Source organism: Picosynechococcus sp. PCC 73109 (genome assembly GCF_001521855.1).
GTDB lineage: Bacteria > Cyanobacteriota > Cyanobacteriia > Cyanobacteriales > MRBY01 > MRBY01.
The window spans coordinates 1824193-1845298 of the sequence record NZ_CP013998.1 but is presented as its reverse complement, the minus strand read 5'-3'; the positions used below and the strand labels follow the sequence as shown (position 1 = coordinate 1845298).

21 protein-coding genes are annotated in these 21106 nt (G+C 50.5%); 10 read left to right on the top strand and 11 right to left on the bottom strand.

Annotated elements, in window-relative coordinates:
- Nucleotides 1-40: 40 nt before the first annotated feature.
- From AWQ23_RS08875 to AWQ23_RS08865, 3 genes are all read left to right on the top strand, one after another.
- Complete coding sequence (locus AWQ23_RS08875; RefSeq protein ID WP_062434591.1) at nucleotides 41-841, top strand: metal ABC transporter ATP-binding protein; 801 nt, start codon at nucleotides 41-43, stop codon at nucleotides 839-841.
- On the top strand, nucleotides 838-1701 hold the full coding sequence (locus tag AWQ23_RS08870) for a metal ABC transporter permease (RefSeq protein ID WP_062434588.1): 864 nt from the start codon (nucleotides 838-840) through the stop codon (nucleotides 1699-1701). Before AWQ23_RS08875 ends, AWQ23_RS08870 begins: the two co-directional genes overlap by 4 nt.
- A 156-nt stretch (nucleotides 1702-1857) precedes the next feature.
- Nucleotides 1858-2493: an L-threonylcarbamoyladenylate synthase gene (locus AWQ23_RS08865; protein ID WP_012307344.1), complete on the top strand. Its 636-nt coding sequence runs from the start codon at nucleotides 1858-1860 to the stop codon at nucleotides 2491-2493.
- Nucleotides 2494-2504: 11 nt separating this feature from the next.
- Here AWQ23_RS08865 and AWQ23_RS08860 read toward each other — a convergent pair whose 3' ends face one another.
- The 8 genes from AWQ23_RS08860 to AWQ23_RS08825 all read right to left on the bottom strand — a co-directional run bounded on the left by AWQ23_RS08860 (nucleotide 2505) and on the right by AWQ23_RS08825 (nucleotide 10088).
- The gene (locus tag AWQ23_RS08860) at nucleotides 2505-3146 is read right to left on the bottom strand and encodes a hypothetical protein (protein WP_062434586.1); all 642 of its coding nucleotides are present in this window, start codon (nucleotides 3144-3146) and stop codon (nucleotides 2505-2507) included.
- A 127-nt stretch (nucleotides 3147-3273) separates the two neighbouring features.
- Entirely contained in the window at nucleotides 3274-4137 is an 864-nt protein-coding gene (locus AWQ23_RS08855) for a shikimate dehydrogenase (protein ID WP_062434584.1), read from the bottom strand.
- Nucleotides 4138-4208: 71 nt separating this feature from the next.
- A complete protein-coding gene (locus AWQ23_RS08850) occupies nucleotides 4209-4997 on the bottom strand; it encodes a DUF6816 family protein (protein ID WP_232308881.1) in 789 nt (262 codons plus the stop codon).
- Nucleotides 4990-6084 (bottom strand): redox-regulated ATPase YchF, encoded by a 1095-nt coding sequence (gene ychF, locus AWQ23_RS08845; RefSeq protein ID WP_062434581.1) that lies wholly within the window; start codon nucleotides 6082-6084, stop codon nucleotides 4990-4992. The genes AWQ23_RS08850 and ychF overlap by 8 nt, the downstream gene beginning before the upstream one ends.
- Before the next feature lie 38 nt (nucleotides 6085-6122).
- The gene (locus AWQ23_RS08840; protein ID WP_232308880.1) at nucleotides 6123-8006 is read right to left on the bottom strand and encodes a WD40 repeat domain-containing serine/threonine-protein kinase; all 1884 of its coding nucleotides are present in this window, start codon (nucleotides 8004-8006) and stop codon (nucleotides 6123-6125) included.
- 227 nt (nucleotides 8007-8233) lie between these two features.
- Nucleotides 8234-8866, bottom strand: a complete 633-nt coding sequence (locus tag AWQ23_RS08835) for a hypothetical protein (protein ID WP_062434573.1) — start codon at nucleotides 8864-8866, stop codon at nucleotides 8234-8236.
- Nucleotides 8867-8868: 2 nt separating this feature from the next.
- A complete protein-coding gene (locus AWQ23_RS08830; RefSeq protein WP_062434570.1) occupies nucleotides 8869-9252 on the bottom strand; it encodes a hypothetical protein in 384 nt (127 codons plus the stop codon).
- Complete coding sequence (locus tag AWQ23_RS08825; protein WP_157072210.1) at nucleotides 9249-10088, bottom strand: hypothetical protein; 840 nt, start codon at nucleotides 10086-10088, stop codon at nucleotides 9249-9251. Before AWQ23_RS08825 ends, AWQ23_RS08830 begins: the two co-directional genes overlap by 4 nt.
- A 66-nt stretch (nucleotides 10089-10154) precedes the next feature.
- On the opposite strand from AWQ23_RS08825, the gene AWQ23_RS08820 reads away from it, so the two are divergent.
- From AWQ23_RS08820 to AWQ23_RS08805, 4 genes are read left to right on the top strand one after another with little or no spacing between them, the layout of a single operon-like run.
- Nucleotides 10155-11396 carry an HlyD family secretion protein gene (locus tag AWQ23_RS08820; RefSeq protein WP_062434565.1) on the top strand — a complete coding sequence of 414 codons (1242 nt, stop codon included), beginning with the start codon at nucleotides 10155-10157 and terminating at the stop codon, nucleotides 11394-11396.
- 2 nt (nucleotides 11397-11398) lie between these two features.
- Entirely contained in the window at nucleotides 11399-13360 is a 1962-nt protein-coding gene (locus AWQ23_RS08815; RefSeq protein WP_232308879.1) for an ATP-binding cassette domain-containing protein, read from the top strand.
- Nucleotides 13361-13363: 3 nt separating this feature from the next.
- The gene (locus tag AWQ23_RS08810; protein ID WP_083500701.1) at nucleotides 13364-14470 is read left to right on the top strand and encodes an ABC transporter permease; all 1107 of its coding nucleotides are present in this window, start codon (nucleotides 13364-13366) and stop codon (nucleotides 14468-14470) included.
- Nucleotides 14471-14480: 10 nt separating this feature from the next.
- A complete protein-coding gene (locus AWQ23_RS08805) occupies nucleotides 14481-15611 on the top strand; it encodes an ABC transporter permease (protein ID WP_062434562.1) in 1131 nt (376 codons plus the stop codon).
- Here AWQ23_RS08805 and AWQ23_RS08800 read toward each other — a convergent pair.
- From AWQ23_RS08800 to AWQ23_RS08790, 3 genes are read right to left on the bottom strand one after another with little or no spacing between them, the layout of a single operon-like run.
- A complete protein-coding gene (locus AWQ23_RS08800) occupies nucleotides 15562-16467 on the bottom strand; it encodes a tRNA (5-methylaminomethyl-2-thiouridine)(34)-methyltransferase MnmD (protein WP_062434559.1) in 906 nt (301 codons plus the stop codon). The two genes, AWQ23_RS08805 and AWQ23_RS08800, sit on opposite strands and share 50 nt — an antisense overlap.
- A gap of 20 nt (nucleotides 16468-16487) precedes the next feature.
- The gene (mltG, locus tag AWQ23_RS08795) at nucleotides 16488-17576 is read right to left on the bottom strand and encodes an endolytic transglycosylase MltG (RefSeq protein WP_062434556.1); all 1089 of its coding nucleotides are present in this window, start codon (nucleotides 17574-17576) and stop codon (nucleotides 16488-16490) included.
- A complete protein-coding gene (locus tag AWQ23_RS08790) occupies nucleotides 17566-18156 on the bottom strand; it encodes a DUF3727 domain-containing protein (protein ID WP_062434553.1) in 591 nt (196 codons plus the stop codon). The genes mltG and AWQ23_RS08790 overlap by 11 nt, the downstream gene beginning before the upstream one ends.
- 132 nt (nucleotides 18157-18288) lie before the next feature.
- Between AWQ23_RS08790 and AWQ23_RS08785 the strand changes: the two genes are divergently transcribed.
- The 3 genes from AWQ23_RS08785 (at nucleotide 18289) to metK (ending at nucleotide 21106) form a co-directional block, all read left to right on the top strand.
- Complete coding sequence (locus AWQ23_RS08785) at nucleotides 18289-18636, top strand: hypothetical protein (RefSeq protein ID WP_062434550.1); 348 nt, start codon at nucleotides 18289-18291, stop codon at nucleotides 18634-18636.
- 90 nt (nucleotides 18637-18726) lie between these two features.
- On the top strand, nucleotides 18727-19719 hold the full coding sequence (galE, locus tag AWQ23_RS08780; protein WP_062434547.1) for a UDP-glucose 4-epimerase GalE: 993 nt from the start codon (nucleotides 18727-18729) through the stop codon (nucleotides 19717-19719).
- A 133-nt stretch (nucleotides 19720-19852) separates the two neighbouring features.
- Nucleotides 19853-21106, top strand: coding sequence for a methionine adenosyltransferase (gene metK, locus AWQ23_RS08775; RefSeq protein WP_062434544.1), 1254 nt, complete (start codon nucleotides 19853-19855; stop codon nucleotides 21104-21106).

The window sequence follows — 21106 nt, the reverse complement described above, 5'->3', positions numbered from 1 at the left end:
TAATCAGACTTTCCTAAACCCACTACCCCGGTAAAATGCGATGACTTACCCAATCCCAGAAATCGCCGTTGAAAATATCAGCGTCACCTACAGCAACACCCGCCTCGCCCTTTACAACACCAGTTGTCACGTCAAACCAGGCACCATCACCGCCCTTGTTGGCCCCAATGGTTGTGGCAAATCAACCCTGTTTAAATCGATTATGGGTTTTTTGAAACCGACCCAGGGGCGTGTCATGATTGCGGGTCAGTCGGTGCAGCAGGCCCAGAAAAAACAACTGATGGCCTATGTCCCCCAAGCCGATGAAGTGGATTGGAACTTTCCCGTGAGCGTGTTTGATGTGGTGATGATGGGTCGTTATGGCTATATGAATCTGCTGCGGATTCCCAGTCAAAAAGACCGTCGTTTAGTGATGGAAAGTCTAGAGCGGGTAGATCTGGTGGAATTCCGTCACCGTCAAATTGGCGAACTCTCCGGCGGCCAAAAAAAACGGGCTTTCCTCGCGCGGGCCTTAGCCCAGGAAGGCAAAATTATTTTGCTTGATGAACCCTTTACGGGAGTTGATATCAAAACAGAAAAAAGCATCATCGATCTGTTGGTGCAATTGCGGGATGAGGGGCACACGATTTTAATCTCGACCCACGATCTTGCTTCGATCTCAACGTTCTGCGATCGCACCATTCTCCTCAATCGCACTGTTCTCGCCGAAGGTTATACCGCCGATACCTTCACAGAAGAAAACCTCGTGATGACTTTTGGGGGGTTACCCGTCGCCAGTCTCGAAAAATTATCCTCCCATTACCAACAGCAGCCCAACAGTTTAGAAGAAGTAGATCAATGAGCTTAGTGAATTGGATTATTGAACCCCTACAGTATGGATTTCTCGTCAAAGCCATTTGGGTAAGTGCCTTTGTCGGCCTCGTCTGTGCGGTGTTGTCCTGCTATATCACCCTCAAGGGTTGGTCACTGATGGGGGATGCTGTTTCCCATGCCGTCGTTCCAGGAGTCGTGGTGGCCTATGCCCTAAATATTCCCTTTGCCATTGGCGCCTTCATCTTTGGTTTTGGCGCAACTGTGGCCATTGGTTATGTAAAGTCAAAAACAAGGCTCAAAGAAGATGCTGTCATCGGGGTGATTTTCACGGGGTTCTTTGCCTCCGGTTTGGTCTTAATTACGAAAATCCCCAGTAATATCGATCTTTTCCATATTCTGTTTGGCAACGTTCTTGGGATCTCCAACAGTGATATTGTGCAAACCTTAATCGCCGGCACCCTAACCTTGGTGGTGATTCTCATTCAACGGAAGGATCTGTTACTCTTTTGCTTTGACCCAAATCATGCCAAAGCCATCGGCCTAAATACTCGACTGATGTATTACACGCTTTTGTCTGTACTGGCGTTGACCATTGTGACGGCCCTACAAACGGCAGGCATTATTCTCGTCATTGCGATGCTCGTGACCCCAGGCTCCATCGCCTATCTACTGACAGACCGCTTCGACCATATGCTGTGGATCTCTGCGGCGAGCAGCATTTTTTCCTGTGTTTTCGGCACCTATTTGAGCTATCACTTTGATGTTTCGACGGGGGGGGCGATCGTGGTTTTACTGACGATTGTCTTTGTGTTGGCGATGTTTTTTGCACCGAAGTATGGCATTTTGAGCCAGGGCAAGTCCTCGATACCGTTGGAATTTTCTCCATAGGAAAGAATATTGCCAGCAGTTCATTGGCCTTGAGAAAGGGCGAGCTTCGCTGCCATTTGGATTAAATATGCGAAAAATTAAATATTTTAATGCGAAAAACGCATCATGCAGCAATTGCATCACTTAGGATAGAAAAAATAGCTAGGTGCAATTACTATGGCAACATTTTTGCCCAAATCTCCCCAGGCGATCGCCCCGATCATCGAACAACTAGACCGTGGGCAGGTCGTCGTGATCCATACCGACGTGGTGTATCTGCTCATTGCCAATGCCCTAAATCCCCAGGCGACCAATCAGATCCACGAACTCAAAGGCTGGGAGCCCCGCAAGCCCCTGACCCTTCTCTTAACACCCCCAAAAGTACCTGAATACGGCATCCTCAGTGCCGAAGCCCAAACCCTCGTCAATCAATTTCCCTATCCCATTAGCGTCATTCTTCCCCACCGCAACAACTTGGCTGAAGGGGTAACTGCTGGTCATAGTGAGGTTTTTGTGTCCTGTCCTGACCAATTTATCTACGACCTCGCCGCCCAAGCTCCTTTTCCCATTGCCGCTGGCACCGCAAGTTTAGGGAGTGAGATGCGTGCAAATGATGCAAAAACCGCTGAAGCCTTTTTTGGGCAACAAGTTTCGCTCATTATCGATGGCGGCAAGGCCAAGGAACGCATCCGCACCACCCTCATTGATTGCCACTTGCCTTTACCGACCATTTTAAATTTTGGTCTGGTGTCCTTTGATGATTTGCGAGAAATTATTCCCCACATCGAATTGCCTTCTCACCTGCGGAAATAAAAGCTCGTCGTTCACAGTTGCTCATCATCACCCAACAGCTCTGAGCCAGAACTGCCCGTTAAAAACATGATATTTGCCCCTTTTAGTTTACGGCGGAGGTAGGTGTAGGGATTGCCATAATTCCCTTCCCAAGGGTTGACCCAAACTTCCGCTTCCAGGAGGGGAAAAATTCGCACCACTGTACGCGTTAATTCGTAGATATTATCGAATTTAAAATCTGGAAAGAGAATTTTTTCTCCTTTGCCCAAGAAACGCAGGGTATCATATTGAGTAACGTGGAGTGCTTTGAGTTGGGGAATTTCGAGGGCGTAAACCTTGGGTTGGGGCAAGAATTGAAACCAAGGGCGGCCCCGCTTAAAGAGTTGAATTAAATAGGCTTCTAAATAAATAATTTGGTTCGCATCGGCATCTACTTTTAGATAGCGAGCGTAGGGCATCAGATAAAAGGGAAAAAAGATGAAAGTATAGATAAACAACCCCACGAGATAAACAGCATAGCGATAGCCCAAAAAATCAGAAATTGGCCATAAAATAATCGCGAGGGTTGGCACGAAGGCAAGGATTATCGCTGTGTTTTTATCAATGCCTTGTTTGAGCACGAGGTCAGAAGGACTAATGCTCTGGATTCTATAGACTCTTTTGTATAGGCCCATGGGGATTTATCTTTTGTGAGCGCCTGGCGAGGAAGAGTGGGAGAGTTGGCCCTGGCCTAGCCAAGGGAGATGCTTTTATCATACGCAGTTTTGATCGAGGAACCGATAGATCTGTCAGGTTCTGATTTTACCGAGCGAGATGATTAAGTAACGCTTGACGCATGGTATCCACAGGTACCGGTTGGCCGAGCCATTTTTCTAGGGCGATCGCCCCTTGCTGAACCAACATTTCGCTCCCGTCAATAATGTGCGCCCCTTGGGTCTGGGCTTGTTTAAGAAACTGGGTAGGAGAAGGGGTATAAATTAAATCGTAGGCGATCGCCCCTGGGGGAAGATTGGCCATCAATTCGTCACTGACTGGGGACGCATCGACCTGGGGAAACATCCCGATAGGTGTGGCATTGATCAGCAGTTGGGCCTGGGGAATCAGCCGTTGGCGATCGCCCCAAAGATGGGTTTGTACCTTGCCCGCCAGGGGCGTATTTTGCCAACTTTCGCTAAATTGCGCCAATTTTTCGGGATCACGACCTAACACATGGATCTGCGGACAACCCAATTGATGACAACCGACCACCACTGCCCGGGCCGCACCGCCATTACCGAGGATCACCGGGGTCACGTTCGACCAGTCCTGTTCTAACGCCTGCAAATGAGCCACAAAGCCCGCCACATCGGTATTTGTCCCCTGCCAGCCGGTTGCCGTGCGCCAAACGGTATTCACCGCACCCACCAGTTCAGCCTCCGGGGCGATCGCCTCTAGGTGCGCCATAATCGCCTGTTTGTGGGGAATGGTGATGCTAAATCCTTGGAGATCAATCGCCCAAAACCCATCCAGGGCCGTTTTTAGAGCCGCCGCCGCCACCGGAAACGCGAGATAAACATAATCCACTCCCAGTTCGGCGATCGCCGCATTGTGCATGATTGGCGAGAAAGAATGTTTTACCGGATCCCCAATCACACCGAGGAGTTTGGTTGTGCCAAGAATTTTCATAATTCACCTTAATTTTTAAAAGATTAGCCTTACATTAAAAATCGTTCTAAAACGTGTTTAAAATTCCTAATTTATTCAGAAATTTTCGTTAAATCTAAATGGTAATGGTAAAGGGCTACAGGTTTATTTTGCGCTTGAAAAAAGTCGGGATCACTGGGAGACAAATAAATCGCAGTTACTTGATTGGCTGTAACATGATCGGAGTCAAGCTGTTGATAATCTGTCGTTGTTTCAACGCGATTCAGATAAATTTGCTCGCTACTTTGAAATTGCTGTTGGGTGAGTTCACTACTGAAAAACTGGTCGGGTTCAGGTTGAGCTTGGGCACGGCCTGTGACGGTAGAAATCAGGCGGCGATCGCCTTTTAAAATCGTTAACTGGCGGTTAGGATTCTGGGGATCAACTTCCACTTTTTGTACCGTTTTTTCGCCTAGGTAAGCCCTCGCAATTTCCTGACCATTAAACGCCCGGTCTGCCACAATCGCCACCCCAGTCTGCCTCGGTAAAGATAAAGGTTTTACTAAAAAGTTTGTCTGGGGTTGAAACCGCACCCGAAACAGAAAAGGCTGGCCAATTAACGTTTCGTTAGCGGCAAAGCCGGGTGTCACTAAATCCGGCGCGAGGGGAGCCACCTGGTCGATCAGGGTACTCGCGACCTGCCAGGTGCCCGCAAACCAATCCGGATAAATCAGATCTTCTCCAGTTTGCACCGGATTCAAGCTTGGTAAATCCTGCCACTGGGGATAATGATCAAGGCGATCACCTAGGGATTCGGCCCAAACCGGACTCCATCCCAAAAACCAAATCAATAAACCCAGAACAAGCACTTTTCCCCAAATCTTGACCATTGCCCTAGACATTAAAACGAAATAACATCACATCCCCTTCCTGGACTAAGTATTCTTTTCCTTCCGCACGCACTAGGCCCTTTTCCTTAGCCGCAGGCATTGCCCCACAGTCCACCAAATCTTGATAGGCCACCGTTTCCGCCCGGATAAAGCCCCGTTCAAAGTCTGTGTGAATTACCCCGGCGGCCTGGGGTGCTTTCATGCCCACATGGATTGTCCAAGCGCGGGTTTCTTCGGGGCCAGTGGTGAAATAGGTCCGTAAACCCAACAGTTCATAGGTGGCACGAATCAGAGATTGCAACCCCCCTTCTTCCACGCCGAGGGATTCCAGGAAATCTTTCTTTTCGGCGGCGTCTAATTCCACTAATTCTGCTTCTACTTGGGCCGAAACCACGACCACCTGGGCATTTTCCTGCTGGGCTAACTCCCTGACCTGTTCTACCCAAGCATTACCGTCGGCAAGATCTTCTTCGGAAACGTTGGTCGCATAGATTACAGGCTTACGGGTCAACAAACCGAGGGCTTTAATCGCGAGTTCTTCCTCTTCATCCAGTTCCACTTCCCGGGCCGGACGACCATCTTCGAGGACGGGCAAAATCTTTTCTAAAACGGCCACTTCCAACAGGGCTTCCTTGGCGCGACTCTTGGCTTGTTTGCGGGCGCGGTCGAGACGTTTTTCCACTTGGGCTAGATCGGCGAGGATCAACTCTAGGCTAATCACTTCAATGTCGCGGATCGGGTCAACGGAACCGGACACATGGATAATGTCATCGTCGTCGAAACAGCGCACCACATGGACGATCGCATCCACTTCACGGATATTAGCGAGGAACTGATTGCCCAAACCTTCCCCTTGGCTCGCCCCTTTTACCAAGCCAGCGATATCGACAAATTCGATGCGGGTAGGCACAATTTTGGCGGATTTGGAAATGTCGGCGAGGACATCAAGACGCCCATCGGGAACCGCCACCACCCCCACATTGGGCTCGATGGTACAAAAAGGAAAGTTGGCCGCGTCTGCTTTGGCATTTTCACAGAGGGCATTGAAAAGGGTGGATTTTCCAACGTTGGGCAGTCCGACGATTCCGGCTCGTAGCATGGGGCTTTATGTTTTAAATTCTTGTTTTTGCTCGGTGGTCATTGTATCCCGAATCGCCAGAGTTTAATGGTTTTATCGGCGGCGGCGGTGGCGATAATCTGACTGTCTGGGGCAATGGCGATCGCCTTTATTTCACCACTATGGGCGGCTAGTGTGACGAAAGGTTGCTCCTGACCGAGTTGCCAGAGGTAAAGGTTTCCTTGGCGATCACCGCCAGCAAAAAAACGCTGGTTTGGGGCGATCGCCAATTGGGTAAAGGGAATGACGGGCCGAAGAATTTTGGGTGTGTAATCAGAAGCGAGGGGCCAAATTTTGAGGGTCTGATCCGTGGCGGTACTGATTAAAAATTGACCATCGGCACTGACTTGAAAATCAAGAATGTCTCCCTGATGTTCCGGGAGAGTTTGAACAGACTGGCCTTGTTCATAGCAAGTTAAATGATTTCTCTGGGCGAGCCAGAGCTGGTTTTTTGCCTGGGATGCTCGGATCAGTTGAGCACCCGATACGGTAAAAGTGTAAAGAATTTTTTGTGTCGTTAAATCCCAGACAACGATTTCCTGATCGGCCCCCAAAGTGGCTAATTGACCTGTTTTTTCCCAGCAAGCAAGCCCCTGAATCCAAGTCGATCTTTTTTGGAGACAAGCGGTCTGTTCTCCCTGTTGCCAATTCCAGAGACGAATGGTGTAGTCCCAACTGCCAGAAATGAGGCGATCGCCCCAGAAGGCCAACCCAGAAATAATCCCCTGGTGCCCCCGCAGACAGCGGTCTTCCCGACGGCGGTCTAGATCCCAGAGGCGAATGGTTTGGTCAGCAGCGGCACTAGCGAGAAACTGACTATCCGGGGCAAACTGCAAGGCGGTGATGTAGGCATGGTGGCCCGTAAAGGTGCGAAAACAATACCATTGGGGCACGGGGCTGGGTTCAATTAGGGAAATAATTTGAGGCGGTTCGGGGGCAACTCGCGGTATCGGTTTTGGGGTGACTGATCTAGCGGCTGGAAAAAGTTGATCGAGGATTGCCTGGGCAGATTGGGAGCGATCGCCAACGGCTTCAGCCAGCATTTGATCCAGTAAGTGGCCCAGATTATTGCTAATCGGTATTGTGAGATAATCCCGCCAGACCCAGCGATTTTCGCGCACACTGTAGAGATCAAAGGGATGAATTGAGGTGAGCAGTTCCAGGCAGATCACCCCCAGGCTGTAAAGATCGCTGCCAGGATAACTTTGACCCCGCAATTGCTCTGGGGCGGTGTAAATCCCCGAACCGATTAGGGTGCCGGGTTCCGCGCTGGCCATTTTTGAGGTCACCTTCGCCGCCGTAAAATCGACGATCGCCCAATGCTGTGCCGGGGTAAACAGGAGATTATCGGGGTTTAGATCTCGATGAATTAGCCCATGATCATGAATGAGTTGTACCAAGGGGAGAATGTCTTGGAGAAACTCCCGTAATTTTGCCTCGGAGAATGGCCCCATAAGATCGAGCCGCTGCCGTAAGCTTTCCCCAGCAATTTTTTCAAACACAAGGGTCGGTGGAATCGTGATTTGATGCCAATGTTCCGGTAAAAATATCCCTAAAACTGTCGGAAATTCCGGGCGATCGCCTAACGTTTTTAACCGCGCCGCATTCTCCTGGAACGTTTCCACAAACTGCTGGGCCTGCACGCTCTGGGTCAGAAAAACTTGCTTAAGAATGCAATAACTCTCAGGAAAAGTGCCCCGGTCAATGCCCAAGAGAGTGCGCCCCTTTGTCCCCTGGTGCAGCACTTGCCGGACTATATAGCGATCGCCTAACACCAGGGGTTGACCACAGGCCATGCAAAATTTCCCCTGATCAGGGTTGCGGGGTTGGGAGCAAGTGGGATTCAGGCAAAGAATCATCAGTGGCGATCGCACAGAAACCTTTCCATTGTGGCAGGAAGCCATCGTTCCGTTAAAACTTTCCCAGTAAACTCACGGGGATAGTCACCAGTAATTTCCAAAGTGAAAATCGATTTTCTATTTTTCCGGAGATTTTTGTAGATCCCTTAGGTGCAATCTACAAGGCGATCGCCAACAAAAAATTAGCACTGCCATTATCTTGCGGGATAATTTCAGTGCTGCTGCCAAATTTTGCATCATTTGTACATCATCTTACAGTTGAGTCAATTTTGTTATGGATATTGGGGCTCAGCTAAGGCGATCGCCGCTGCCCAGATGTGGAGATAATCTGCGGCCCGTCGCCAAGATCCCTGGGATTGGGTCACAATTTCCGCCGCCTTTTCTGGGGAAAGGATTAAAGGGCAAGTCTGATCTGGGATGGTGGCCGTCGCAATTTTGAACACGACCCAAGCTTGCAAAGTGGGTACGTCGAGGGGGGGAAGCTGAATTGTTATTGTTTTTAGCCCCACCAATTTCGCCCAAAAACTAATATCCACATGGCTACCAACCACCACCGTCCCCCGCCGGAAACGCACCCGGAGCAGTCCCCCCAGAAATAACCCCAGGGGCAGGCGATCCACTTCGTCCCAATAGGCGATCGCCCCCGTTTTTAGCCACTGCCAACGCTGGAGATAATTGGGCGGCACATAGCAATAATCACCCCCCGTTTGCGATCGCCAATGGTGCAGATGGGCCGTTTTCCCAAACCCCTTTTCCCCCAGGATTTGCACAAATTGATTTCCCCCTGGCAAGGGCGCTTCAGAATAACCGCGATCCAGCCAAAAAGTGATGTTTTGCGCCAGTTGTTCCGTGCCGATAAAGGGATTGTGCTGTAAACCGATGGCCTGGTAAGGATTTGTCGCCATGCCTAAGCCAATACCTGAAAAGAAGCTACCGCTGTATCTTTGTCGCTAAACAAGCCTGGAAACGTGATCCGCACTTCCACAGACCACATCAGCCGAAATAAAAAGCCATCGTAGGAAATGGGGGCATCCAACGGAATCTCAAACGTAAAAGGATGGTTTCGTTCCATGAGATTCAGCACCATATTTGGGTCAAGGATTTGGGAACTGACCCGGTGGCGATCGCCTTTGCCTCGGCCTTCCGTTGACCACAGAATAGAAACCGTCGCTTTTTTCGGGCAACGGTCTGGATTTTCTGACCGCCAGACAAAGTCACCCGATAATCTGCCGCCTAAACTGACTGCATCACGGTCGAGATGTAGCGTAATGGGCGTTTTCAGCGTTGTCATGGTCTACTCACCACCCTTAACTTAAAAAAAGATGTATCCCGCACAACCTGGGGCAAATGACAACGCACCTGAAGTTCCCAGCGCAGTTGATTGTGGGGCGGCGCGTAGATGCTCGGCTTGGCATCGGCGGGAATGGTCAGATCGATTGTGTATTCTAGTTGCTTGACTCCTCGACCAATGGCGCGCTCCAAACAAGCCTGGGTTGAAAGCCCGTGGGTCACAGTTTCGAGGTCTGTGCCGCGATAATATTGCACCCATTCGTAATGCAACCAAGTGGCAGATAAAAGGGCGGTTTGGGTTGTTTGCCCGTTACGCAAGGGACGACGATAGCGCACCCGATAGGTTTCCCCAGCATAGAGCGGATAGGTCGGTAAAATCAGTACCCCAGTTTTGATTCGATATTTTTGGTAGAGGAGTCGCCCAACCCAAATCAGTCCGCCCACACCAATGGCCACAAAGGGAATTAGGAACAGCAACATAAATATGGATCCTAATGTCAGGCCTTGGAAGATCTGTACTAAGGCGATCGCAAACATCGTAAAAGAAACCCCACACCAAATCCCCAGCCACACCGTAATAAAAAGACCCGCACAGCCCATCGCTGCCCAGCTTCTCGATTGGGGAGATTCTGCTGAGAGCACATAACCTTCTGGGGTCGATTTTGGTTCCCAATATTGGGCGTAGGGGCAATACTCTTGCTGCGGGATTTTGAGATTGGCCATGGACGATCGCCTTAAGTTGCCCACCATTTTCCCTGGAATTTTGCCGGGTGTCGCCAAAAATAGATAAACCTTATCAGCGATGGCAATTTGTCGAAATACTACGTGCTGAGCCATCCCCCGGCGTATCCCTTCCATAATGAAAGGTAGTTAGATTAACGACGAAAATCTCCTAGAAATGTGATGACTGCCGCCGCAACGACCCAAAACAAAGGCATTCCAAAATTTCTTAAAATTGCGCTGCCCATCGTGCTGGTGGGGGGATTGGGCGTTGGCCTTGTAAATTATTTCCTCCGTCCGGAACCCACCCAAGGCATCGAACTCAGCGGCAGAATCGAAGGTTACGAAACGAACATTAGCGCCAAGGTGGGCGGGAAAATAGAGGCGATCGCCGTGCGGGAAGGAGATACGGTACAAAAGGGGCAAGTCCTCGTCACCCTCGACAGTGCTGAATTGCAAGCATCCCTTGATGGCGCACAGGCTCGGATTAACGCCGCCCAGCAACAGGTGAACCAAGCCCAACTGCAAATCACCGTCATCGAAAACCAGATCACCGAAGCCCAACTCACCCAACAGCAGGCCCAGGATGACACCACCGGACGGGTGAATGCCGCCCAAGCCAATGTTGCCGCCGCGAAAGCTCAACTCACCCAAGCCCAAGCTCAGGTCAAACAACTTGAAGCTGAACTCGCCCTTGCCAAAGCCGATGGCGATCGCTTTCAGGAATTGTACGCATCCGGTGTGGTGTCCAAGCAGCGCTTAGAACAAGCCCAAACCCAATATTTATCGACGAAGGAAAACCTCGATGCTCGCCGTGCGGTGGTTACCGCCGCCGCTGAACAGGTGAAAACCGCCGAAGGAAATCTTACCCAAACCCAAGCCAGTCAGTTCAATCCAGATATTCGTGCTGTACAGGTGCAACGGCTCCAAACCCAACTCGCCCAAGCCCAAACCCAACTTAGTGCCGCCCAAGCCCAAGTGCAAAATGCCCAAGCCAATTACAACGAAATTGCCGCGAAACTCCAGGATTTAGAATTGGTCAGTCCCATCGATGGGGTGGTGTTAACGCGCACCGCCGAACCGGGGGAAGTGGTGGCAACGGGCAAAACCCTGTTAACGCTGGTGAATTTGGGGGATGTGTATCTACGGGGTTTTATTCCGGAAAAGGAGGTGGGGGCGATTCAAATTGGGCAGGCGGCAGCGGTGTTTTTAGATTCTGCGCCGGAGGAACCTTTACGGGCAACGGTGGCGGCAATTGATACGGAGGCTTCCTTTACGCCGGAGAATATTTATTTTCGGGATGATCGGGTAACCCAGGTGTTTGGGTTGAAATTGCAGATTGAAAATGAAGCGGGTTTTGCGAAACCGGGAATGCCTGCGGATGCGACGATTTTGACGGATGCGACCCAAAATGTGCAGCGATAGCGATGATGACAGCGACGAGCAATCATTCAACTTTTAGCAACGGGTTACGCTACGGGGAAACGACGATTCAGGTGGCGGGACTGCGGAAAGACTATGGCGCGGTGCGGGCGGTGCGGAGCATTGATTTTTCGGTGAAAGCGGGGGAGATTTTTGGGCTGATTGGGCCGGATGGGGCCGGGAAAACGAGTACTTTTCAGATTTTGGCGGGGGTGATGGGGGCCACGGCGGGAACGGTGGCCATGCTCGGCAAAACACCGCAGGAGTCCCGCTTGGATGTGGGCTATTTAACGCAAACGTTTTCACTGTATTTGGATCTGAGTATTCTGGAAAATTTGCGCTATGTGGCAGGCTTACGGAATGTGCCAGAGCGGATATTTGGCGATCGCCACCGTCATTTGCTGGAGTTGATGAATTTGGATCAGTTTCCGGATCGGTTGGCGCGGCAGTTGTCGGGGGGGATGAAACAGAAACTGGCGTTGTGCTGTGCGCTGATTGCCCAGCCGAAAATTTTGCTGCTCGATGAGCCGACGACGGGGGTTGATCCGGTGTCGCGGCGGGAGTTTTGGGATTTGCTGGCGGGGATTGCGGCGCAGGGGGTGACGATTGTGACGGCAACGCCCTATCTGGATGAGGCGGAACGCTGTCATCGCATCGCCCTGATTTATGACGGGGAAATTCAGCAGATTGGCACGCTGGGGGAATTGCAACGAAATTTAGGGTTACATCGCTTGGAATTGCGGGCGACTCCCCTAACCGCAGCGGAAAAATTGTTACGCAACCAGGCGCCGGAAACGGTGATCGATGTGCAATCCTTTGGCGATCGCCTCGATATTTTGACCCCCGACGTTGACCAAGCCCAGCGGGATATTACGCAAACCCTAGCCGCTGCGAACATTCAGGTGCAAAGTTTAGAGGCGAATGAACCGACCCTCGAAAATGTCTTTGTGAATCATTTGCGGCAGCAAGGGGCAGATCCGGTGTATAAATCCTTCCCCTATTACCGTAAACGGGGCAATTTAAACCCAGAAGTTCCCAAACTCGCCATTTCTGCCCAACAACTCCAAAAAACCTTTGGGGAATTTCAGGCGGTAAAAAATGTCACCTTCGATGTCCACTACGGTGAAATTTATGGACTCCTCGGCGCAAACGGCGCGGGTAAAACCACCACGATTAAAATGATTTGTGGCTTGCTCCCAGCGACGGCGGGGATGATGGCACTGGCAGGGGAAACGGAAAATCTCCACCGTTCTGAAGTGCGATCGCGGCTGGGGTACATGAGCCAAAAATTTACCCTGTACGATGATCTGAGTATTCAGCAAAATTTGGAATTTTATTGCGGCGTTTACGGCATTCCCCGAAAATTGCGACGGGAAAAAATCGCGTGGGTGTTGGAAACCTGCGGGTTACTCGGTCGGGAAAAAATCACAACGGGCAGTTTACCGGGGGGTTGGAAACAGCGGGTCGCCTTTGGTGCGTCGGTGATGCACGAGCCGGATATTTTATTTCTCGATGAACCGACTTCGGGGGTGGATCCGGTGGCGCGACGGCAATTTTGGCGGTTAATTCGGGATTTTGCGCGGCAGGGGACGGCGATCCTTGTCACGACCCACTATTTAGAGGAGGCAGAAAACTGTAATCGGATGGCATTTATGGTAGCGGGGGAGATCGTGGCGCAGGGTTCCCCCACGGAAATTAAGGCGGCGCAACCGGGGCAATTGATCGAGCTTTGTACCAACCAAATTCAGCACAGTTCGGATTTACTCAAGGAAAAATTAGCCCATTGGCGGGTCTCGATTTTTGGCGATCGCCTGCACCTCGTTTTAGATAATCCCGCCCAAGACTTAAATTTTGTCCAGCAAACCTTACAGCAAGCAGGGATTGAAATATATAGCCAGCGCACCATTCCCTTCACCCTCGAAGATTCCTTTATCGGCACAGTCCAACGGGCGGAGGATCTACGTTAAATAATGAGCATCAAACGAATTTTGTCCCAAGCGAAAAAGGAACTGGCGCAATTTAGCCGCGATCGCCTCACGGTGGCTTTAGCGTTGGTGCTGCCCTTGGGGATGTTGTTAATTTATGGCTACGCGATCCGGTTAGAAACGAAAAATATTCCCCTTAGCATTCAGGATTTCGACAATTCGCCCCTGAGCCGCAGCTATGTGGAACGGCTCTTTGCCACCAATCAATTTATTCCCACGCCCCTCGCTGGAACTTCGCCGTTATCCTCACTGGATCGGGGCACAGCCAAGGCGACCATCGTCATTCCCCCGACTTTTGCGGCAGATGTGGCGGCGGGAAATGCCAAGGTGCAAGCTCTGATCGACGGGACAGATGTGAATAATGCGCGGGTGATTCAAAACAGCGTGCGGGCGGTGACCAACTTTTTTATCCAAACCCTGCCCAATGCCCAGCGTCCGAAAGGCATTCAAGCGCGGGTGCGGATTTGGTTTAACCCCGGTCGTGAGGAAGCCCTGTACATTGTGCCGGGGATTTTTGGGGTGGTGTTTTGGGTGTTTCCGTCGATGCTTGCCGCTATTGCAGTCGTGCGGGAAAAGGAACAGGGAACCGCTGTGCAGGTGTATGCCTCCGATCTCAGTTCTACGGAATGGCTGTTGGGTAAGGGTTTGGCCTACTGGCTGGTGGCGATCGCCGAAACCCTTGTTGTGATGACCGTCTCCTTTGTCTTGTTCCATATCCGCTTACAAACCAGTCCCTTCCCCTTGATCATTGGCACAGCCATTTACCTCGCAGCGGCGGTGTCCTTCGGGTTATTTATCGGCGCACGGGGTGGCAACCAAAATGCCGCAGTCCAAGGCACGGCGATCGCCGGATTTTTAACCTCATTTTTGCTCTCTGGATTTATTTATCGCTTAGAAAATATTCCCTTTCCCTTATCATTAATCTCCAATATTATTCCCGCCCGCTATTACATTTTGCTGACCCGTGATGCCTTTGTACGGGGTAGTGGTTGGCGCAGTATTTGGTATGTGCCCATTGTGGTTGGGATTATTGGTTTAATCCTGTTTAAGGCTGCCACAAAAATCATAGAAAATATGCAGATATCGGACTAAATATTGATGTATGAAAATTAATTTACTACAAGGTTTTTTTGATGGTCGTTTCTGGGCATTAACCCTCAAGGAAATTCGCCAAATCCTCAAAAATCGCCAATCCATTTTTCTCCTAATTTTTCCGCCAACGATTCAATTATTAGTTTTTGGTTTAGCCCTCAGTCCGAATGTCGATCACCTTAGTTTAGGGTTAATTGATTACGCCAACTCTGCCCAAAGTCGTGAGTTTGTCTCAGCCTTGACGGAAAATGACATCTTTCAAATTGAGTCAATCCCTAAAAATGAAGCTCAGTTACAGGAGCAGGTACGGAATGGTAAATTAACCGCCGGATTAATTATTCCGCCCAACCTTGATCGAGATTTAAACCAAGGCAATTCGACGGAAGTACAAGTTTTTATTGATGGGGTTGATGCCAATACTGCAGGCATTACGAATGGCTATATTAATCAAATTGTGAATCAATATACTCGCCAAAAAAATCCTGAATTTAAAACGCCCCCCGTCGAAAGCCAAAGTCGTTTTTTATATAATCCCGGTTTGATTAGTAGTTGGTTCTTTGTGCCGGGAGTGATTGGTTTAGTATTAACATTAACGGGTTCTCTGATTTCTTCAGTGACAGTGATTCGCGAAAAAGATGTGGGTACACTAGAGCAGTTATTAATGACTCCGGCATCGGGCTGGGAAATTTTGTTAGCAAAAATTATTCCCTTATTTATTCTTTTAATGGGGGATGTTTTAATTGCATCGGCGATGGGAAAATTCATCTTTCACTTGCCTTTTCGCGGCAATTTTTTGATTTTTTATGCCCTCTCTGGCCTGTATGTTTTTGTGAGTATCGGTTTAGGAATTTTACTTGCTACTCTATCCCGCACCCAGCAACAGGTGGTCTTAACGTCATTCTTTTTTAATGCGCCAATTATCCAGCTTTCTGGGGCGATCGCCCCGATTGAGAGTATGCCGAAATTTTTTCAGATTCTCTCGTGGTTTGACCCGCTGCGCCATTATGTGGCGATCGCCCGGAGTTTGATTCTCAAAGGGGTGGCGATTGACTCCCTGTGGCCGAATATTTTGGCATTGCTAGGGTTTGCGATTATTTTGTTGTCGGTGAGTGTGCATCGTTTTCGGGCGCAGTTGAATTGAGGGCTGACCAACGTTTTTTCCAGTGACTCGTGGATTCTCGCTGGCTGGACTGTTGTTCGTCCCGTCGCCGCTGCAAGATTATGTCTGCGTCATCCTGGAGGGTCGGATCGCGGTAGGCGATCGCCGCATTGGTGAGAAGATGTTCCTGCTCCTGTTGGGACAAAGGCGTTAGATTCTCAGGAATAAACCGCGCTAGGGTTCCGGGGGATTTGCGACCGACACCGGGAGTTTTGCCGAGCTGTAAACCTGCTGCCTGGAGGGCCACCCGCACCGCCGCCGCACAGGAATAGGTTGCCAAATAGCCGTCGGGAGCAAGGCATTGGGCCACTAAATCGAGAAATTCCACTGTCCATAGTTGGGGGCATTTTGGCGGTGAAAAGGGGTCGAGGAAAATAGCATCAGCCTGGAAATCTGCTTGAATCACCCGTTGGATAGTTTGTCGTGCGTCTCCCGCGAGAAATTGGGCTTTGAGGTGAGGTGTTTCAACTTGAAGCGTTTCACCCAGTTCCCGGAGTAGGGAAACTACCGTTTTGGGATAGGCCGCTAGGACATTTTGCTGAATGCTATCGAGGGCGATCGCCTGGTCTTTTTCTAGGGCAAATAAGGTCACTTGGCAGTGGGGATTAACGCGCCAAATTTCCGTGAGGGCTGCTGCGGTATTATGACCCAAGCCATAGCAAACATCCAAAAGCCGGAGTTGGGGTTGTTGGGCGAGTTCGGCGATCCGACAAGGCAGGAGAAATTTTTCCTTAGCCTCCCGTTTGGCCCCCACCTGGGAGTGGAAATGCTCCTGAAACTCTTCTGAAAAAAACGTATAGGAACCGTCGGCTGTTAACTGGGGCACCAAGCTAGACATCGTCACGATTGATTTTTTAACTATTCCGTCTCACCGTCGATGGTGGCGCGGATCCGTTGGGTAGCGGCTTCATGTTCTGCCAGGGTTTCACTGAAAACATGGGTGCCGTCGTAGTTGGCCACGAAAAATAAAAAGTCCGTCGCTTCAGGATTGGACGTCGCCCGAAAACTGGCTAACCCCGGTGAGGCGATCGCCCCTGGTGGTAAACCTTCATTGAGGTAGGTGTTGTAGGGATTGGGGGTGCGCACCTGCTCAAGGGTAAGGGGCTGTTCCTTCGTTTGGCGAATACCGAGGCCATATTCCACCGTCGGGTCTGTTTCCAGGCGCATACCCTGTTCCAGGCGATTGACAAATACCCCGGCAATTAAAGGCCGCTCCTCAGGGATCACCGCCTCTTTTTCCACAATGCTCGCTAGGGTCACCCATTCCGTGAGGGACAAATCCAAAGGCACCGTTTCGGCCTCATAGAGGGGCAAGACCACCGCCTCAAATTGGCCCAACATCTGCTCAATGATCGCTGGGGGGCTGGGCTGGGCGGTATCGAGAAAATAGGTGTCGGGAAATAAAAAGCCTTCTAAGGAGGTTAAATCTGCTGGCAACCAGGGAAATTGCTCGCGGGGGATAGTCTGGGTCGCCGCAATAAACTCCGTGGCCGGAAAAAACCCCAGAGCTTCAAAACGATTTGCCATCTGTTGGATCGTCCAACCTTCGGGGATCGTCACGCTCGTCTGCACCACGTCCCCCGACCAAATTTGCTGGGCGATCGCCGGGAGATCTTGGTTGGGCGGAAATTGATAGGTACCCGCCTTGAGACTGCCGCCTCGATCCGTGAGCCTGAGCCACTTTACCCAGATCTGCCATGCCTTGGGCGATTGGATTAAACCCAAAGCCGTTAAATCTTCGCCAATTTGGGCTGCGCCTGTACCGACTGGAATGTCGAGTTGTACCGTCTGGTCAGCATTTTCCCCAGGGGCGATCGCCCACCGCCACCAGGCCCAACTCTGCCAAAAGGCGATCGCTACTGTCAGGGCAAGAATCCCGGAGAACCAAGGAAAACCTCGTTTCCGCCGTGCTAAGGGTTGCGTTTTGGGGGGCGCATTAGTCGGCATCTTGGAGCAGGAGCGTATCAACTAAACTTTGGATCATCGGATCCCCAGGTTCAAGGATCTCCATTTCTTCATCCTCGGTCACCTTCACAAAAATGGGAATCGGCTCCAGGGGCGTGTAGATGCTGTACAGTTGGTCGAGGTGGTAGAACCGCGCTAATTCCTGTAACTCTTCGGCCTCTAGATCTTCGTCTTCAAAGTCATCATCTTCAATCTCTAAAGAGAGAATTTTATCCTCTTCCAAGGGGGGCAACTCACCACGGACGGTCATCACATGGGCTGTATCCTGGAGGATTAAATCATGTTCTGCCAGTACCGCCTTGGCATCGGGAAAAATTTCTGCAAGTTCCTCTGGATCTTCAACCAGTTCCGTTTCCGGTAAATCGCTCTCATCGGCTTCATCTTCGTCCCAAGCGAGGATCACCACTGGCTGGTCTACTGGCATCAAAAAATAGTATTCAGTGCCATCCTGGGTAATTTCATTCTCAACGTAACAATCTAGCGATCGCCCCATGGCATCGGTGAGGGTAACGATGTCCTGAGCATCAAGCTCCCGTCCGGAATCAAAAGAAGGCGAAGACATAGACAGTGGCTGGCAAAAAAGGAACAGAAATAATTTCTCTCAGAATATCACGCAGTGGGCCAAAGTTTTGATTTGTACAGGCCCCCTAAACTCCCACTATGATGTTTTCAATGCGCCCATTGTGATCTGCCCATGTCCAAAGCCCCAATTACTGTCCAATCCGAGGTTACAGCCCCCCTCACAAAAACCGTCCAGGAGCAAGAATTTGAAGAGAAACGCCTCCAGGATATGTTGCTGCTCATTGAAACCATGTTTTTGCGGGAAGAGACCACGGTCAAACTGGTTGTAGAATGCCTCTACGACATTGGCTCGGTGAATTTAATCAACAAAAAAGTCCGCCGCCGTCCCCTCAATCGCTTGGCGAAATACATTGCCCGATTTTCTAAGCCTATTTTTCGGATTTTGGCCTGGCGTTGGTTTATGAAAAATTGCCCGACTCTCCTGGTAAATTGGCTCCATGGGAAGGTGTCTAAATTCTAGTTTCTGAATTTGAGAAAAGATTGGATGCCGAACCAGTTAATTGCACGAATGTTCTAGCGGTCATTTATAAAGAGAAACAGGGGGACAGCCATGGCAGACAAAACAGTTTTAGTCACGGGGGGAGCGGGTTACATTGGCTCCCAGGCGGTATTGAGTCTGCAACGGCGCGGTTATCGGGTCATCGTGCTAGATAACTTGGTCTATGGTCATCGAGATTTAGTGGCGTCGGTGCTCAAAGCGGAACTGATCGTTGGGGACACAGGCGATCGCCCTTTGTTAGATCAAATTTTTACAGATCACAAAATCGATGCGGTGATGCACTTTGCCGCCTATGCCTACGTGGGGGAATCGGTCACAGCGCCCGCCAAATACTATCGCAATAACGTGGTCGGGACTTTAACACTCCTGGAGGCGATGATCGCAGCGGGAGTCAAGCAGTTTGTCTTTTCTTCTACCTGTGCCACCTACGGCGAACCAAGCGAAATTCCCATCCCCGAAGCTCATCCCCAAAACCCAATCAACCCCTACGGCATGAGCAAGCTGATGGTGGAAAAAATGCTCTGGGATTTTGACCGGGCCTATGGCTTGCGGTCGGTGATGTTCCGTTATTTCAACGCAGCGGGAGCTGATCCCAATGGTCACCTAGGAGAAGACCACAACCCCGAAACCCACTTGATCCCCCTGGTGCTCTTTGCGGCCCTCGGTCAACGGGAGCATATTTCCATTTTTGGCACCGATTATCCTACCCCCGACGGCACTTGCGTCCGCGACTATATCCATGTGAGTGACCTCGCCGATGCCCATGTTTTAGGTCTGGAATATTTACTGCAAGGCGGGGCAACCAATGCCTTTAACCTCGGCAATGGCAACGGTTTTTCGGTTAAAGAGGTAATTGAGGCCGCCCGCAAAATTACCGCCAAAGAGATCAAGGCGATCGCCACCGACCGTCGCCCCGGTGATCCCCCCAGCCTCGTGGGAAGCAGTGAAAAAGCCCGTACAGTTCTGGGTTGGCAACCCCAATATGCTGACCTGGAAACTATTTTGCAACATGCTTGGCACTGGCACCAACGGCGGCATGGTTAACCTAGCGGTCAGGAAAATTGGCGATCGCCAAGCAGAAACTCCCGAATTCTGAAAGAGAAAGGAACTCAACCAGATAAAATAAAAAGCCACTACCCCGCTTGTCCACTTTCTAAACTCAAGAGGATATACAACATTGTCTCGTCGTTATCTCTTTACCTCCGAATCCGTCACCGAGGGACATCCCGATAAAATTTGTGACCAAATCTCCGATGCAATTTTAGATGCCGTACTTGCTGCTGATCCCAGTAGCCGTGTTGCTGCAGAGGTTGTGACCAATACCGGTTTGGTGCTGATTACGGGTGAACTAACAACCCAAGCGAATGTGAATTTTATCCAGGTGGCTCGCCAGAAAATCAAAGAAATTGGCTACACCAATGCCGATAATGGCTTTTCTGCCAATAGCTGCTCTGTGATGGTTGCCCTGGATGAACAATCCCCCGACATCGCCCAGGGGGTCACCAGCGCCCAGGAGCAACGGGACAAACTCAGTGACGACCAACTCGATGAAATTGGTGCCGGAGACCAGGGGTTAATGTTTGGCTATGCCTGCAACGAGACACCCGAATTCATGCCTCTCCCCATTAGTTTGGCCCATCGTTTGTCTCTGAAATTGAGCCAAGTGCGCAAAAGCGGTGAACTGCCTTACCTCGGCCCCGACGGTAAAACCCAAGTCACGGTGATCTACGAGGACGGCAAACCCGTGGGGATCGATACGATTTTGATTTCGACCCAACACACAGAGACCATTGGGGCACTCACAGACAATACGGAGATTCAGGCCAAGATCAAGGCGGATCTGTTGGAAAAAGTGATGAAACCTGTTTTTGTCGGGGCAACGGTGGGTTTAAGTGACAGTACGAAGTTCCTGGTAAATCCCACTGGTAAGTTTGTCATTGGTGGCCCCCAGGGAGATTCTGGACTTACGGGCCGCAAGATTATTATCGATACCTACGGTGGCTATTCTCGTCACGGGGGCGGTGCTTTCTCCGGCAAAGATCCCACTAAAGTAGATCGCAGTGCTTCCTATGCTTGCCGTTATGTGGCGAAAAATATTGTCGCAGCGGGCCTTGCGGAAAAATGTGAGGTGCAGGTGAGCTACGCGATTGGGGTTGCCCGTCCAGTGAGTGTGATGATCGAGACCTTTGGTACTTGCACTGTGGATGAGGATCGGTTGCTCGAAGTCGTGCAGAAACATTTTGAACTGCGTCCGGCGGGGATTATCCAAGCTTTCGATCTGCGCAATTTACCGAGTCAGCGTAATGGGCGTTTTTATCAGGATGTGGCCGCCTATGGACATTTTGGTCGGACAGACTTAGATCTTCCCTGGGAACGTTTGGACAAGGTAGATATTCTCAAACAGGAACTGGCCACGGCAACAGTTGCCTAG